The sequence below is a fragment of the Candidatus Polarisedimenticolaceae bacterium genome, assembly GCA_036376135.1.
Classification (GTDB): domain Bacteria; phylum Acidobacteriota; class Polarisedimenticolia; order Polarisedimenticolales; family DASRJG01; genus DASVAW01.
Genome location: DASVAW010000137.1, coordinates 45,493 through 59,753, shown reverse-complemented (window position 1 = coordinate 59,753; position 14,261 = coordinate 45,493). Strand labels below are relative to the sequence as shown.

General features: G+C 70.9%; 17 protein-coding genes and 1 tRNA gene. 9 read left to right on the top strand and 9 right to left on the bottom strand.

Going from position 1 to position 14,261, the window contains the following annotated elements; all coding sequences use genetic code 11:
* The 3 genes from VF139_14365 to VF139_14355 form a co-directional block, all read right to left on the bottom strand.
* On the bottom strand, positions 1-242 hold a 242-nt coding region (locus VF139_14365), incomplete at its 3' end, for a hypothetical protein (protein HEX6852576.1).
* A 36-nt stretch (positions 243-278) separates the two neighbouring features.
* Positions 279-1,718 (bottom strand): transcription termination factor Rho, encoded by a 1,440-nt coding sequence (gene rho, locus VF139_14360; GenBank protein HEX6852575.1) that lies wholly within the window; start codon positions 1,716-1,718, stop codon positions 279-281.
* Between the two features lie 113 nt (positions 1,719-1,831).
* Positions 1,832-2,506: a TIGR04282 family arsenosugar biosynthesis glycosyltransferase gene (locus VF139_14355; protein HEX6852574.1), complete on the bottom strand. Its 675-nt coding sequence runs from the start codon at positions 2,504-2,506 to the stop codon at positions 1,832-1,834.
* Positions 2,507-2,528: 22 nt separating this feature from the next.
* On the opposite strand from VF139_14355, the gene VF139_14350 reads away from it, so the two are divergent.
* Entirely contained in the window at positions 2,529-3,134 is a 606-nt protein-coding gene (locus tag VF139_14350) for a molybdenum cofactor guanylyltransferase (protein ID HEX6852573.1), read from the top strand.
* Here VF139_14350 and VF139_14345 read toward each other — a convergent pair.
* The gene (locus tag VF139_14345) at positions 3,131-4,588 is read right to left on the bottom strand and encodes an aminoacyl-histidine dipeptidase (GenBank protein HEX6852572.1); all 1,458 of its coding nucleotides are present in this window, start codon (positions 4,586-4,588) and stop codon (positions 3,131-3,133) included. The genes VF139_14350 and VF139_14345 overlap by 4 nt on opposite strands.
* A gap of 58 nt (positions 4,589-4,646) precedes the next feature.
* On the opposite strand from VF139_14345, the gene moaC reads away from it, so the two are divergent.
* Both moaC and VF139_14335 read left to right on the top strand, forming a co-directional pair.
* Positions 4,647-5,129 carry a cyclic pyranopterin monophosphate synthase MoaC gene (gene moaC / locus VF139_14340; protein HEX6852571.1) on the top strand — a complete coding sequence of 161 codons (483 nt, stop codon included), beginning with the start codon at positions 4,647-4,649 and terminating at the stop codon, positions 5,127-5,129.
* A 4-nt stretch (positions 5,130-5,133) separates the two neighbouring features.
* The gene (locus VF139_14335) at positions 5,134-5,568 is read left to right on the top strand and encodes a hypothetical protein (protein ID HEX6852570.1); all 435 of its coding nucleotides are present in this window, start codon (positions 5,134-5,136) and stop codon (positions 5,566-5,568) included.
* Here VF139_14335 and VF139_14330 read toward each other — a convergent pair.
* Positions 5,546-6,100 (bottom strand): hypothetical protein, encoded by a 555-nt coding sequence (locus VF139_14330; protein HEX6852569.1) that lies wholly within the window; start codon positions 6,098-6,100, stop codon positions 5,546-5,548. The genes VF139_14335 and VF139_14330 overlap by 23 nt on opposite strands.
* 67 nt (positions 6,101-6,167) lie before the next feature.
* On the opposite strand from VF139_14330, the gene VF139_14325 reads away from it, so the two are divergent.
* Positions 6,168-6,839 carry a hypothetical protein gene (locus VF139_14325; GenBank protein ID HEX6852568.1) on the top strand — a complete coding sequence of 224 codons (672 nt, stop codon included), beginning with the start codon at positions 6,168-6,170 and terminating at the stop codon, positions 6,837-6,839.
* 105 nt (positions 6,840-6,944) lie between these two features.
* Here VF139_14325 and VF139_14320 read toward each other — a convergent pair whose 3' ends face one another.
* Positions 6,945-8,102 (bottom strand): hypothetical protein, encoded by a 1,158-nt coding sequence (locus VF139_14320; protein ID HEX6852567.1) that lies wholly within the window; start codon positions 8,100-8,102, stop codon positions 6,945-6,947.
* Positions 8,103-8,279: 177 nt separating this feature from the next.
* Here VF139_14320 and VF139_14315 point away from each other — a divergent pair, with 177 nt between their 5' ends.
* Positions 8,280-9,443 carry a PLP-dependent aspartate aminotransferase family protein gene (locus VF139_14315; GenBank protein ID HEX6852566.1) on the top strand — a complete coding sequence of 388 codons (1,164 nt, stop codon included), beginning with the start codon at positions 8,280-8,282 and terminating at the stop codon, positions 9,441-9,443.
* On the opposite strand, the gene cutA is transcribed toward VF139_14315, so the two are convergent.
* Entirely contained in the window at positions 9,440-9,772 is a 333-nt protein-coding gene (cutA, locus tag VF139_14310; GenBank protein ID HEX6852565.1) for a divalent-cation tolerance protein CutA, read from the bottom strand. The genes VF139_14315 and cutA overlap by 4 nt on opposite strands.
* Before the next feature lie 105 nt (positions 9,773-9,877).
* Between cutA and eno the strand changes: the two genes are divergently transcribed.
* From eno to VF139_14290, 4 genes are all read left to right on the top strand, one after another.
* Positions 9,878-11,182 (top strand): phosphopyruvate hydratase, encoded by a 1,305-nt coding sequence (eno, locus tag VF139_14305; protein ID HEX6852564.1) that lies wholly within the window; start codon positions 9,878-9,880, stop codon positions 11,180-11,182.
* A complete protein-coding gene (locus tag VF139_14300) occupies positions 11,183-11,746 on the top strand; it encodes a septum formation initiator family protein (GenBank protein ID HEX6852563.1) in 564 nt (187 codons plus the stop codon).
* Positions 11,747-11,823, top strand: a tRNA-Met gene (locus VF139_14295). It begins immediately after the preceding gene.
* A 38-nt stretch (positions 11,824-11,861) separates the two neighbouring features.
* Positions 11,862-12,494: a hypothetical protein gene (locus VF139_14290; protein HEX6852562.1), complete on the top strand. Its 633-nt coding sequence runs from the start codon at positions 11,862-11,864 to the stop codon at positions 12,492-12,494.
* Here the strand turns inward: VF139_14290 and VF139_14285 are convergent.
* Both VF139_14285 and VF139_14280 read right to left on the bottom strand, forming a co-directional pair.
* A complete protein-coding gene (locus tag VF139_14285; GenBank protein HEX6852561.1) occupies positions 12,491-13,789 on the bottom strand; it encodes a hypothetical protein in 1,299 nt (432 codons plus the stop codon). The genes VF139_14290 and VF139_14285 overlap by 4 nt on opposite strands.
* Entirely contained in the window at positions 13,789-14,253 is a 465-nt protein-coding gene (locus VF139_14280) for a DUF2721 domain-containing protein (GenBank protein ID HEX6852560.1), read from the bottom strand. The genes VF139_14285 and VF139_14280 overlap by 1 nt, the downstream gene beginning before the upstream one ends.
* Positions 14,254-14,261 lie beyond the last annotated feature (8 nt).

Sequence of the window (14,261 nt, the reverse complement as noted above, 5' to 3'; positions counted from 1 at the left end):
GTGCGGACGATCTTGCGGTCGGGGTCGGAGGCGGGCGACGGTGCGGAAGCAAGGGAGGCGCTGTGGCCGATGCGTCGTTCGGAGCCCGGCGGAGGAGGCGGCGGGGGAGCGATGGAGCTGCCGATGAAGGCGACCCCGGCCTCCGGGGCCGCCGGGATCGTCAGCCGATTCGGCGCCGGGTCGCAGGCGACGAGAGCGAGCAACGCGACGAGGGAGAAACCGAGCCGGACGGGTTTCCTCATGGGACGTTGGACCTCGTTTGCCCCCGGAAGTTCCCGCTACCCCCCCTGCATCAGCATCAGGAATTCCTCGTTCGACTTCGACTTCCCCATCTTGTCGATGAGGAGCTCCATCGCCTCCACCGGCGACATCTGGTTGAGGATCTTGCGGAGGATCCAAACCTTGTTGAGCTGCTCGCGGGCGAGCAGGAGCTCTTCCTTGCGGGTTCCGGACGCCTCGATGTTGATCGAGGGGAACACGCGCCGGTCGGTGAGCTTCCGGTCGAGGTGCAGCTCCATGTTGCCGGTGCCCTTGAACTCCTCGAAGATCACGTCGTCCATGCGCGAGCCGGTGTCGATGAGCGCCGTCGCCATGATCGTCAGCGAGCCGCCCTCCTCGATGTTGCGGGCCGCGCCGAAGAAACGCTTCGGGCGCTGCAGGGCGTTCGCGTCGATGCCCCCCGAAAGGACCTTCCCCGACGGCGGCTGCACGGTGTTGTAGGCGCGCGCGAGACGGGTGATCGAGTCGAGCAGGATCACGACGTCCTTCTTGTGCTCGACCAGGCGCTTGGCCTTCTCGATCACCATCTCGGCGACGTGCACGTGCTGCTGCGCGGGCTCGTCGAAGGTCGAGGCGACGACCTCCCCCTGCACCGAGCGCTGCATGTCGGTGACCTCTTCGGGGCGCTCGTCGATGAGCAGCACGATGAGGAAGACCTCCGGGTGGTTCTTCGTGATCGAGTTGGCGATCGACTGGAGGAGCATCGTCTTGCCGGTTCGCGGCGGGGCGACGATGAGGCCGCGCTGGCCCTTGCCGATCGGGGTCAGCAGGTCCATGACCCGGCCGGCGATCGCGTCGGTCCCGGTCTCCAGGCGCAGCTTCTCGGCGGGGTAGAGCGGCGTCAGGTTGTCGAAGAGCACCCGGTCGCGGATCCGGTCCGGGTCGTCGAAGTTGACCGCCAGCACCTTGATGAGGGCGAAGTAGTTCTCGTCCTCCTTCGGGGGGCGCACCTGGCCGGAGACGGTATCGCCGGTGATCAGGCCGAACCGCTTGATCTGCGACGGGGAGATGTAGATGTCGTCGGGGCCGGGGAGGTAGTTGTAGTCGGGGTGACGCAGGAAGCCGTAGCCGTCCTGGAGCACCTGGAGCACGCCCTCGGCGAAGACGAGCCCGCTCCGCTCGCTCTGCGCCTTCATGATCTCGAAGATGAGATCCTGCTTGCGCATGCCCGCGGCGTTCTCGACGCCCAGGCGGCGCCCCGCGGCGGCGAGCTGGACGTTGTTCATCCTGTAGAGCGAGTTGAGGTCGACGTGGGTGTCGTCCCCTTCGGCGGGGGCGGCGCCCTCCTCCCCGGCGAGCTCGACGGGAGGCTCGGCGTCTCCCTCCTCGACCTCCACCGCGGGATCGACCGGCAGACCTTCCTCGATCGGGCCCCGCGTCTCGTCGCGCCGACCCCGGCGCGAACCTCCGCGGCGGCCGCGCGTGCGACCTTCCGACATAAGCTCTCCGTCGTTTCTCATTCGGGCTGGATTCCGATTCGGGCGCGCCGCTCGGTGGGTTGCGATCCTCGCCGCGACGCGGTCGGACTATACCACCCGATCTCCGCAACCGTCTATCGGTTGCGTGGAAGCCTCGCCACCACCCGGGCGGTCGCCGGAGCCCGCAGGGGGTCCCGGGCGACCTCGGCGGCGAGTCGGTCGAGGTCGGCGGGAAGGTCGACGTCGTGCCAGGGGAGGGTCTGTTCGAGACGCACCCCGGCCACCCTGGCGCGAACCCGGGTCGAGAGCGCGACGGTTCCGGTCCCCCACTCGACGTCGGCGAAGATCTCGGGGTGGGGCCCCCGGAGCCCGATCATCACGTAGCCGCCGTCGCTCGCGGGGACGATCACCGCGTCGGCCCCGGCCTCGAGCCGCTCGAAGACCTCGTCGACCAGGGCGGCGGGGAGCGTGGGGGCGTCCGCACCGAGAATCGCCGCCGCATCGGCGCCCCGGGAAAAGGCGCGGGAGAAGGCGCGGACCATCCGTTCGCCCAGATCGCCGTCTCCCTGCGGGGCGACCTCCAGTCCGAGGGCGGCCGCCACCGCCGATTCCGGGAGGGATTCGGCGGGCTCGGCGAGGGCGAGGATCCCTTCGCGTCCCCGCCGGCAACAGGCGGCGACGAAACGGATCTGATCGTCGACGAACGCGCGGTGCAGGTCGAGCGCCTGCTCGGCGGTGAGCGGCGGGACGAGCCGCGTCTTCACGGCGCCCAGACGGGGGGCCTTGGCGAACAGGATGAGGCGTTCCATCGGGGGAGTGTAAATTGCCGGCGTGGCTCAGACGATCGGAGTGGTGCTCGCCGGCGGAGCGGGCCGGCGCATGGGACGCCCGAAAGGCGAGCTCCGGCTCGACGGCGGTTCGCTCGCCGAGCGGGCGGCGAAGGTGCTGCGCCCTCTCTGCGGGAACGTGCTGATCAGCCTCCCGAAGGGCGTTCGGAATCCGGCGCCCTCCTTCGCCGTCGTCGAGGACGAGCCTCCCGCGGGACGGGGTCCGCTCGCGGGGATCGCCGCAGCCTTCTCGTCCACCGGAAAGGCCGACCTCCTGGTCCTCGCGTGCGACTACCCGGCGGCCGACTCGGACCTGTTCCGGGTGCTCCTGGCCGAGGCGCGGCCGGAGGCCCAGGTCGTCGTGCCGACGGACGCCGCCGGTCGGGACCACCCGCTCGTCGCGTTGTGGCGACGGTCGGCGGAACCGCTCGTGCGGGACGCCCTCGAGACGGGCGCGCTGAAGGTCCAGGCGTTGTTCGCGGATCTCGAGGTGCAGCGTCTCCCCGCCGCCGCGCTCGAGGGCTGGGGGATCGACGTCACGCTCGCGCTCGCGAACGTCAACTGGCCCTCGGAGCTCGAGGGGTTCGGGATCGAGCGGCCGGGGGCCTAGGCCGACATCCGGTCGAGCACTTCCTTGAGCGCGCCCCAGAACCGGTCGACCGACGCCACGTGCACGCGTTCGTCGGGGGAGTGCGCCCCTTCGATCTGCGGCCCGAAGGAGACCATGTCGAGACCGGGGACCTTCTCCCCCAGAAGACCGCACTCGAGTCCGGCGTGGATCGCCTTGACCTCGGGCTCGCGCCCCCAGCGCCGGCGGTAGACGTCGCGGACGACGCCGAGCGCGGGTGAGGCGAGATTCGGCTTCCATCCGGGATAACCGTCCCTCGACTCCACGTCGGCACCGGCCAGCTGGCCGGCGCAGCGGATGGCGTCCAGGACCATCCGGATCGACGGCGCGACGCTCGAGCGGCTCGAAGTGACGATCCGGACGAGGTCGCCCTCGATCTCGGCCACCGCGAGATTGTTCGACGTCTCGACGAGGCCGGGAAGGTCCCGGCTCATCGCGATCACGCCGTGCGGGAGCACGGCCAGCAGCCGCACGAGCCTCCCGGCCGCCTCGGCGGAGGCGACCCGCGCGGCGGACGGTGCGTCCGAAACCGCCACCTCGACTCCGTCGTCGACGCCGGCGAGCTCCACGCCGAACCCCTCGCGCATGCAGGCGACGATGCCGTCGAGCTTCGCCCGGTCCGCCGGATCGACGTGGAGGATCGCCTCCGCCTCGCGGGGGATGGCGTTGTGTTTCGATCCGCCCCGGATCGCCGCGAGATCGAACCGGACCCCGGCCTCCAGAGCCGAGAAGAGGATCCTCACGACGAGCTTGAGCGCGTTCCCGCGTCCCTCGTGGATGTTCAGGCCGGAGTGCCCGCCGCGAAGTCCGCGAACCTCGAGGAGCAACGGCGCGCGGCCGGGGGTCGGCGCGGTCCAGCGGGGGTCGAAGTGCAGGATCGAGTCGCATCCCCCCGAGCAGCCGACGTAGATCGCGCCGTCCTCCTCGGAGTCGAGATTGAGCAGCGTGCGCCCTCGCAGGAGCGACGCGTCGAGGCCGATCGCTCCCGTGAGGCCGCGCTCCTCGTCGATCGTGAAGAGCAGCTCGAGGGGACCGTGCGACACCGCCGGGTCGGTCGCGGCCGCGAGGGCGGCGGCGACGCCGATGCCGTTGTCGGCGCCGAGCGTCGTGCCGACGGCCCCGACCCACTCGCCTTCGACGCGCGTGCGGATCGGGTCCTTCAGGAAGTCGTGCTCGACCCCCTTGTTCTTCTCCGCGACCATGTCGAGGTGGCCCTGGAGGATCACGGCGGGGGCCTTCTCGCGCCCGGAACTCGCGGGAACCGAGAGGACGACGTTGCCCACGGCGTCGCGGCGGATCTCCGCGCCGATGCGGCGGGCGACCGACTCGACGTACGCGGCGGCGGCGGCCTCGCGGCCGGAGGGGCGGGGGATCTTCGTGAGGGCGTCGAAGTGTTCCCAGAGCGAGCGGGGTTCGAGGGCGGCGAGGGTGCTCACGGGGTCGTCTCCTGAGGTGGCCGGGGAGTCTACAACCGGCTGGGGTAGGATGCTTCCCATGGGCAGGCTGACCCACGTGGATGCGCAGGGAGCGGCTCGCATGGTCGACGTCGGCGCCAAGGGCGCGACCGAGCGCCGCGCGGTCGCCCGGGCCCGGGTCCGGTTCGGCGCGACGTCGTTCCGGCTCCTGCGCGAGAACCGCCTCGCCAAGGGGGACGCCCTGGCGGTCGCCCGCCTCGCGGGGATCCAGGCCGGCAAACGCACCGCCGAGTGGATCCCGCTGTGCCACACGATCCCGCTCGACCACCTCGACGTCCGCATCGAACTGAAGTCCCGGGGCCGGGAGGCGGTCGTCACCGCCGAGGCGGCGGCCCGCTGGACGACCGGCGTCGAGATGGAGGCGCTCGTCGCGGCGTCCGCCGCGGCGCTCGCCCTCTACGACATGGCCAAGGCCGCGGACCGCGGCATCACCGTCGAGGAGGTCTGCCTCCTCGAGAAAAGCGGAGGGCGCTCGGGATCCTGGCGCCGCCCCCGGGAGTAGCACCATGAAGAAGGGAACGATCCTCGCCGCCGTGCTCGCGCTCGCCTCGACGGCGCGTGCCGACGGCTTCGTCTCGAAGAGCTACGAGTTCAAGGCCAACAAGCCGTTGCAGGTCGGCATCGAGCTGGGTGACGGGGCGAAGTTCGACTCGATCGAGTTCGTCCTTCCCGAGCCGCAGGGGGACAAGCCGACGCCGCTGTTCGAGCAACCCAAGGCGAAGGTGACGGTCTCCAACCTCGGCGAGGCATCGGTGAAGATCGGGATCGCGCTCGCCGTCGTCGACGGCGAGGGAAACCTCGTCGGCGCGGGCACGGGGGGGACGAAGCTCATCCCGCTGCGCGCCGGTCGCCAGATGGTCTACAGCATCGGATTCGACGACGTGCGCCAGCACCTGTCGACCGCTTCGGCGTTCCGGATCACTTTCGAGACCACGCACTGATCTCCTCGAGGAGGGCCTCGAGCGAGGGGCCGGGTATCTTCGCGAGGTCGGCGACGACGATTCGCCCGGAGGGGAGTCCCGCGGGCGGGGCCGTCCCGTTCACCACGATCGCGTCGGCGCGGGACGCGGCCTCGACCGCGGCGGGCTTCAGGTCGCGCGACCCGGCGCGCGCGACGAGGTAGAGCCGGTCGGCTCCGAGCGCCTCGGCCGCCCTGAGACCCTCGACGACGAGACCGGGAAGGCCGGCGCTCCACCTCCGCACCGCGTCGAGCGCATCCTGGGGGGGTGTTCCGGCACTGCGCAGCCACGCGACGCGGGCGGCCCCCGCGTCGATCATGCGCGCCGTGTCCGATCCCGCGGCGCGGAGGGCCCTGGCGTCGGTCTCGAGCGTCCAGGGACCGGTCGGCGGCCGGCCGTGTTTTCCCGGAGAAGTTTTCAGGGCCCCCCATCCGGGAAGCCGCGCGAGCAGAAGCGCGACGAGCGTGGTTTTTCCGGATCCGGAACCGAAGCCCCCGACGGCGAGGATGCGCATGCGGCAAGGCTACCAACTTGCCCCGTCGCGGGATCGGTTTAGATTTGGCCGGGCAGGAGGCCACTCCATGAAACGACTCCTCGTGGTTACGATTTTCGTCGTCGCGCTCGTCGCGGCTCCGGCCCGGGCGGGACTCGACGTGAGCTTCGGCGCGAACGTCCCGGTCGGCGACGACGCCAATCTCTTCTTCTCGATCTCCTCCCGGTACTTCGACCGCGACGTGCGCGTGATCGAGGACTGGGGTCGGCGGTATTACCCGAACCCCGACGATCTCTCCGTCGCCCTCTACCTCGACCGCTACTGCGGCAAGGGCCCCGAGTTCTACTTCGGGCTTCGCAGGCAGGGGCTCGGGTGGTTCGAGATCTCCAACCGCTGCAACGTCCAGCCCGACGTCTTCTTCGTTCCGGTGCAGCGCGACCCGGGCCCTCCTTACGGGAAGGCCTACGGCTACTGGAAGAAACACAAGCAGGATCCCCGCCACGCGATCGTGCTGAAGGACGCCGACGTGCGCAATCTCGTCGCGGTCCGCATGGCGCACGAGTACTACGGCGTTCCGGTCGAGACGGCGATGCAGTGGCGCTCCTCGGGCCGCGACGTGCGCTCCGTGATGACGGGCGAATACAAGAAGCGGCACGGCAAGGGCGGCTCGGGCGGCGATCAGGCCAAGTCCCAGAAGGGTCAAGGCCAGGGCAAGAAGGACAAGAACAAGGGCAAGGGGAACCAGGGCGGCAAGTCCTGAGCGCGTGCATGGTGGTGCGGAGCGTGTTGGAAGCCGGGCCCACGCCCCCGCTCTTCGGCCATTCCGGTCGCGTCCACGCGCAACGCGGTGGCGCGACCGGCTTGGTCAGTACGCCAACCCCAGTTTGTGCGCGGCGTTCGGGATGCCCGGCGTGATCCAGGCGCGGCGGTAGACCTCGAGCCAACTCGCGGGGACGCGGACCCGGCCGGGGAACAGCCGTCGCGCCAGGACGCGCGCCCAGGTCCACGGCTCGGTCGTCAATCCCAGCCGCATCGCGGGGGTCGTCGGATCGGGTCGGCGCTCCGAGACCCCCTTCACGAAATTGCGCCAGGCGATGGCGAGGTACAGCCGCTCGAGGATCGCGTTGGTCCGACGCCCGAAGGCGATCGTCTCCCGCCGGTGATGGCTCTCGGAGTGGCGCAACAGCCCGTGGAGCGCGTCGACCGGGAACATCGCGCGGTCGCGGACGATGGCCGAGGCGCTGCGCGGCGAGCCCTTGGGCCCTCGCTTCGGATTCGGGAACGCGGCGTGCCGGACCCGGCTCCGGAACTTCGTGCTGGACACGACCTGTCGGTAACTCGCGTGGCCGTCGGTGCGAAGCGAGAGCGAGCGTTTGTCCGGGAAGAAATGAAGCAACGCATCGAGAATGCGGATCATCGAGCCGACATACCCGCCTCGCGTCGGCTGCGGGGGCCGCGCACGTCGCTTGGCTTCCTGGAAGGGCGTTCGTGTGCCGGCTCGAGCGTGAGGCGCAGGGTCGAGGGCGTAGATGAACCAGGACTGCTTGCCGACCACGGTGGCGACTCCGACGGGGTAGTCCTGGGTTCCGACGAAGGTCTCGAAGTGATCGGCGACGAGCTCTTCGCTCAGCTCTCCCAATTCCGAGAGCGCGCTTGCGGTGAGGAGGAGCGCGTGACGACCGAGCCTTGCGCTCTGTCGCGTGACGGTCGAGGGGGCGCAGCCGAGCGACCGCGCGAGCTGACGATGGCACGAGCCGGCCTGGAGCCCGGCGAAGATCGGAACGAGGAGCTCCGGTCGCTTCAGGAAGTACGAGAGGGCGAAGGCCTGCTTGCTCGAGGTCCTCCCGCAGGCGAGGCAGCGGTAGCGGGGGACGCGTCGGCCGTCCCGGCGGCGGTACGAGCCGTGGTATTGGAACCGAAAGGTCTCCCCCTCGCGGAGCGTGTGCTGCGCGCAGTCCTTCCGCGGGCAGAACCGCGGCACGAAGCGGCGTTGTTTCTCGACCCTGTGAATCGGCCAGCGCATGGGGTCGAGGCAAGCACCCGGCGTGCCCGCGAAAAGAGCCTTGAAATCGGGCGAGGCGTCCGCTTGGGAGTCCGCGGGCGTCCGCCTCGCGTCCGCCGCCGGTCGCCTCCCGGCAACACGCTCCGCACCACCATGGAGCGCGTGCTAACGTCCGGGGCTTCCGGGAGGAGACGATCCATGGCACCCCCGAGACGCGGCAAACCCGGCTTCGCGACCCAGGCGATCCACGCCGGACAGATCCCCGACCCGACGACCGGCGCGGTGATGCAGCCGGTCTACTTCACCTCGACCTACCGGCAGCCCGGCCTCGGCGAGGGGTGGCCGTACGACTACGGCCGCGTGATCAACCCGACGCGCTCCGCCCTCGAGCGCAACCTCGCCGCCCTCGAGGGGGGGCTGGAAGCGCGCTGCTTCGCTTCGGGGGTCGCGGCGACGCACGCGGTGTTGTCGCTGCTCGAGTCCGGGGATCACGTGGTCGTCTCGCGCAACGTCTACGGCGGGACCTACCGCCTGTTCGAGGGGCTGCTCCGGCAGTTCGGCCTCGACTTCTCCTGGGTCGACACCTCCGACCTCGCCGCGATCGAAGGGGCGATCAAGCCCTCGACGCGGATGCTGTTCGTCGAGACGCCGACGAACCCGGTGCTCGGGCTCACCGACCTCGCCGGCGCGGCGAAGATCGCGAAGGCGCGAAAGCTCCGCTTCGTCGTCGACAACACCTTCATGAGCCCCTACTTCCAGCAGCCGATCGCCCTCGGCGCGGACATCGTGATCCACTCGACGACGAAGTACCTCAACGGTCACAGCGACAGCCTGGGCGGGGTCGCCGTGCTCACGCGGCGCGAGGATGCCGACCGGATGGCGTGGCTGCAGAAGACCATCGGCTCGATCCTCTCGCCGATGGAGTCGTTCCTGATCCTGCGCGGCATCAAGACGCTTCCGGTGCGGATGGAGCGCCACGCGCGCACCGCCGGGGAGCTCGCGCGCTGGCTCGATGCGAAGCGGGGGATCGTCCGGGTGATCTATCCGGGGCTCAAGAGCCACCCGCAGCACGCCCTCGCGCGCCGTCAGATGTCGGGGTTCGGCGGCATGATCTCGTTCGATCTCGGGTCGCTCGCCCGCGCGAAGCGGTTCCTCAAGAAGGTCGAGCTGTGCGCCCTGGCGGAGAGCCTCGGCGGGGTCGAGACGCTGATCTCGCACCCGGCCTCGATGACCCACGGCTCGGTGCCGAAGGCGCAGCGGAGGAGGATCGGAGTGACCGACGGCCTCGTGCGCATCAGCGTCGGGCTCGAGGACGTCGAGGACCTCAGGAAGGACCTCGGGCAGGCGCTGAAGGCGCTCTAGCCGCCGACGTTCTCCGCGACCCAGCGCAGGTAGGCATCGCCGCCCCCTTCGACCGGGAGCACGACGACTTCGGGGACCTCGTACGGGTGGAGCTGCGCGATCGCGCCTTGCACCGCCTCGGCCCCCGCCCGCGTCGTCTTGACGAGGAGCAGGACCTCGTCGTCGCGCTGCACGTCGCCCTTCCACCGGTAGGTCGAGAGGATCCCGGGAATCACCTGGACGCACGCGGCCAGCCGCCGCTCGACGAGGGCGTTTGCGAGCCTTTGGGCCGTCGCCACGTCCGGGGCGGTCGACAGCACCACGACGACCGCGTTTCCGACCCTCTCCATCGCCACCTCGGCGGGGACCTAACCCCGGGGTTTTGTTCGAGTTGCCTTGAGCGTCGCCTCGGGGCTGAAGTATAGTCGCCCCGGCCCTGCTTCAAGGAGATTCGCGTGAGCGTTCAGGGACGGATCCAGGATGTGGTCGCGCGGGAGGTCCTCGACTCGCGCGGGAACCCGACGGTCGAGGTGGACGTCGTGCTCGAGAGCGGGGCGTCCGGCCGCGCGGCGGTTCCCTCGGGGGCCTCGACCGGCTCGCGCGAGGCGCTCGAACTGCGGGACAAGGACGCGAAACGCTACGGCGGGAAGGGCGTCCTGAAGGCCGTCGCGCACGTCGAGCGCACGATCGCCCCGGGGATCGTGGGGATGAGCGCGCTCGACCAGGTGTTCCTCGACAACGCGATGGTCGAGCTCGACGGCACGGACAACAAGGAGAAGCTCGGCGCGAACGCGATCCTCGCGGTGTCGATGGCGCTCGCCCGCGCCGGGGCGGCGGAGACGGGGCTGCCGCTGTACCGCTACCTCGGCGGCACCAACGCGAAGGACCTCCCGGTCCCCCTCATGAACGTCCTCAACGGCGGGGCGCACGCGGACAACAACGTCGACGTGCAGGAGTTCATGATCGTGCCCCTCGGATTCGACTCCTTCGCGGAGGCGCTTCGCTGCGGCGCCGAGTGTTACCACGCGCTCAAGGGAGTGCTGAAGAAGAAGGGGCTGGCGACCGGAGTCGGCGACGAGGGGGGCTTCGCGCCGAACCTCGAGAACAACGAACAGGCTCTCGCGGCGCTCGTCGACGGGATCGCCAAGGCCGGATACAAGCCGGGGAAGGAGGTCGCGCTCGCCCTCGACGTGGCGGCCTCGGAGTTCTTCGACAAGGGGATCTACACCCTCGCGGCCGAGAAGAAGCCTAGGAAGTCCTCGGCCGAGATGGTCGCGATGTACCAGGCCTGGTGCAAGGCCTACCCGATCGTGTCGATCGAGGACGGGATGGCGGAGGGAGACTGGGAGGGCTGGGCCGCGCTGACGAAGGCGCTGGGCGATTCCGTGCAGCTCGTCGGCGACGACGTCTTCGTGACGAACCCCGCGATCGTGGCGAAGGGGATCCGCGAGGGGATCGCCAACAGCGTCCTCATCAAGCTCAACCAGATCGGGACCGTCACCGAGACCCTCGACTGCATCCAGATGGCGCACCGGGCGGGATACACCTGCATCGCGTCGCACCGCTCCGGCGAGACCGAGGACGCGATCATCGCCGACCTCGCGGTCGCGTTGAACCTCGGCCAGATCAAGACCGGCGCCCCCGCCCGCGGGGAGCGCACGGCGAAATACAACCAGCTGCTGCGCATCGAGTCCGAGCTCGGCGACGAGGCGCGGTACACCGGCTGGGGCGCGTTCCCGCGTCACGGCCGCAGGCGGTAAGTGGCGAAGATCCTCCGCTTCCGGCGGGGCGGGAAGGGCGGCTCTTCCCAACGCGGGTTGTTCGACCCGGGCAGGCCCGTGCCTTCGCCGGACCTGACGCTCCGGCCGGACGGCCGCGCGACCGACGCGCGCCCGCTCGGCCCCGAATCCTCCGACGCCGTCGCGGCGGGGGAGTACGAGCGTCCGGGGGATCCGACCCCCGAGGCGGCCCGCCGCCGCCGCCGCCGCCGGAACGTCTACGTCGCGGCGCTCGCCGTCGTCTTCGTCACCGGGGTCCTGACCGCGATCTTCGGCGAGCGGGGCTGGATCGACGTCCGCGCGCAACGGGCCGAGCTCGCCGCGCTCGAGGGGGACTTCGAGGAGCAGCAGCAGCGCGTGTCGGCGCTTCGCGCGGAGGTCGAACGCCTCAAGCGCGACCCACGCGCGATCGAGCGGATCGCGCGCGAGAAACTCGGCTACGCCAAGCCCGGCGAGATCGTCGTGGTGACGCGCGGCGGCACCGGTCCCGGCCTTGATGAGTCGGGTCGATCTGCTATAGTGCCGCGCGCTTCGAACGAACCTTGACGCGGGGTGGAGCAGTCCGGTAGCTCGTTGGGCTCATAACCCAAAGGTCGCAGGTTCAAATCCTGCCCCCGCTACCAAACTTCGATTCGAAGCCTCCGGACGTCGTGTCGCGCCGATGAAGCCCCCCAAGCTGACCCCGAAGGTCATCCTCGAAGGCACGCGCCTCACCCACAAGACCGACCTCGCGTTCGCGCTCAACGAGCATCCGCGCATCGTCGGGCCCCGGAAGTACCGTTATCACTCGCCGCTGATCTCCGGGGAGTGGTGCGCGTTCACGAACTTCCCGTGGGGGCGGGGACTGCTCAACTTCGCACCCGAGGAGGAAGCCCGCGCGATGGAGACCTTCGCGACCTGGGCCCGCCTGTTCGAGCTGATGCCCTATTACTCGTGGATCGTGGACCGGTTCCACATCTCGACCCAGGTCCACCAGCTGCAGGAGCGCGGGAAGCTCTACGACTTCGCGTGGCTGGAGGACCGCCTCCTCCCGCTGCGCTTCGTCGTCGTCCACTGCAGCCGCTCGCCGGACTCGTTCGCCGCGGCGCGGGAGGAGCGCCTCAAGGTCTCCGGGAACCCCGGCCAGTACGACGACCTCGGGCGCTTCATCCGCGAGCAGGAGCTGTTCCGCGAGGCCTGCGGGCGGAGCCGCCTGCCGCGCCTGGACCTCGACGTCTCCGACGACGATCCGGCGGGGGCGGCCGATCGGGTCGCCGACTGGATGGAGGCCGAGGGGTACCTCGGCATGCCCTAGCGGGCGGGCTTCGGGGCCAGGGTCTCCGGCGTCGTCGCGCGCAGCGCCGGCGACCCCGCGGGTCGGTCGTCGTCGTGGGCGCCGACGTGCTCGGCGACGATCTCGGTCACGACCTGCGGGACGCCGTCCGACGGCAGCGTCACCGCGTGGCGGCGCACCACGCCGCGCGCGGGGCTCCACGTGAAAAACGTCGCGAGCTCGGCGCCGGGTTTTCCGGCCACGTGCGGCGGCCGGAACGCATCGAGCGCGGCGCGGGCCGCGCGGTTGCGCTCGGGCGGGGTCGACGCGCAGCGCAGGGGGACCTGGCGGGAGTCGGTCGCGAGCGCGTCGCGGTCGGTGAGCAGCTTCAGCGACGCGTCGCGCGCGCCGCTCGCGTCGGGCTCGGTGAGCGTCACGAGCGCCAGCGCCAGCGCGAGCTTGGCGTCGCGGGTCGCGGGGAGCGGGCGCCGGGCGCCCACCGCCGCGACCCACGCCGCGAGGGCGCGCTCGGCGGACTTGTCGCCGCCGAGGTCGCCGCCCAGCGGACGGCAGGCGTCGCCGTCCGCGGCGAAGACGATCCGCACGCGGCGCCCGTCCGACTCGCGCTCGGCGCGCCAGAGCGAAAGGCGCAGCGGCTCGAGCGCGGGCTCGTCCTCCCGCGCCGCCCGCGGCTCGGCGAGGGCGGTCTCTCCCGGGAGTAGGGTCGCCGCGCAGCGGTCGGGAGCGAAGTCCGCCTCGGGGATCGGCGCCGCCTGCGCCGCGCTGAAGAACCGCTCCTTCGAGACGGGGGAGGCCGGCGCGTCCCCGAATCCGTCGCGGGCCTTCCATGACGGCTCGACGCGCGCGGGGGTGAACCGGGCCCGGCTCGACGCGAGCACGTCGATCCCCGCGTCGAAGGCGGACTCCGGCGTCCAGTTCGGGTCGATGAGGCTCGGCATGAACGACGACCGTTGCGGGGCGAGCACGTCGCGCTCGGGATCGACGGCGGGGGCCGGCTGCCACGACGGATCGACCTTCGGCTCGACGAACGTCGCCGGGGGGCCGAGGGCGCGGCGCAGCGTTTGCGACGACGGCGGGCGTCGGGAATCGGCGTCCCCGGCGAGGGTCTCGGGAGCGGCGGGGCGGATCGCGGTCGGCGCCGGCTTCGGCCCGTCGTCGGTCAGCCGGATCTCGCGGACGAGGCCTTCGGGAAGGGATACGACCTCGCCCGAGGCGAGCGTGAGCTGGTAGCTCGCCCCCTGGCGACGCAGGTCGCTCCCCTCGAGGACGCGACCGTCCGAGAGGACGATCGAGACGCCGAGCAAGAGCGCGAGCATCACGCCCGCCCGGCCGCCTCGCGGTCGCGCGCGATCTCGTGGCGCAACGCGTCGAGGGAGAGATTCACGTCGCGCAGGAACACCGCGAGACCGACGATCAGGGATCCGAGGCAACCCGTGAAGACGACGACCACGAGCGCGGCGCTCTCGATCCCGGCGAACGCGAAGGCGAACAGGATGGCGACGAGCACCGCCGCGAGCAACACGCTCAGCGAGACGCAGGTGATCGCGAGGTTCAGCAGCCCCGACCGGCGGTCGAGGATGGCGAGCTGCGTCAGCAGGGTCGCGCGGTCGGCGGCCTCGGCGGTGCGCAGCTCGCGGCCGAGCGCGCGCGCGCGGTCGACGACCCGGCCGAGGCGGTTCGTCATGCTCAGCAGGAGCAGGCCCACGCCGGAGATCAGGATGACGGGTCCGACCGCGACCTGAAGGACCGGAATCAGCTGCGTGAGCGTCGTGCCGTTCAAGGTGCTCG

Coding starts and splice junctions, on each gene's coding strand:
- VF139_14330 (HEX6852569.1), bottom strand. CDS start 6,100: ATGCGCATCCTCGCCGTCGGGGGCTTCGGTTCCGGATCCGGAAAAACC.
- VF139_14325 (HEX6852568.1), top strand. CDS start 6,168: ATGAAACGACTCCTCGTGGTTACGATTTTCGTCGTCGCGCTCGTCGCG.
- moaC (HEX6852571.1), top strand. CDS start 4,647: ATGGGCAGGCTGACCCACGTGGATGCGCAGGGAGCGGCTCGCATGGTC.
- VF139_14285 (HEX6852561.1), bottom strand. CDS start 13,789: ATGCTCGCGCTCTTGCTCGGCGTCTCGATCGTCCTCTCGGACGGTCGC.
- cutA (HEX6852565.1), bottom strand. CDS start 9,772: ATGGAGAGGGTCGGAAACGCGGTCGTCGTGGTGCTGTCGACCGCCCCG.
- VF139_14315 (HEX6852566.1), top strand. CDS start 8,280: ATGGCACCCCCGAGACGCGGCAAACCCGGCTTCGCGACCCAGGCGATC.
- VF139_14355 (HEX6852574.1), bottom strand. CDS start 2,506: ATGGAACGCCTCATCCTGTTCGCCAAGGCCCCCCGTCTGGGCGCCGTG.
- VF139_14335 (HEX6852570.1), top strand. CDS start 5,134: ATGAAGAAGGGAACGATCCTCGCCGCCGTGCTCGCGCTCGCCTCGACG.
- rho (HEX6852575.1), bottom strand. CDS start 1,718: ATGTCGGAAGGTCGCACGCGCGGCCGCCGCGGAGGTTCGCGCCGGGGT.
- VF139_14290 (HEX6852562.1), top strand. CDS start 11,862: ATGAAGCCCCCCAAGCTGACCCCGAAGGTCATCCTCGAAGGCACGCGC.
- VF139_14320 (HEX6852567.1), bottom strand. CDS start 8,102: ATGCGCTGGCCGATTCACAGGGTCGAGAAACAACGCCGCTTCGTGCCG.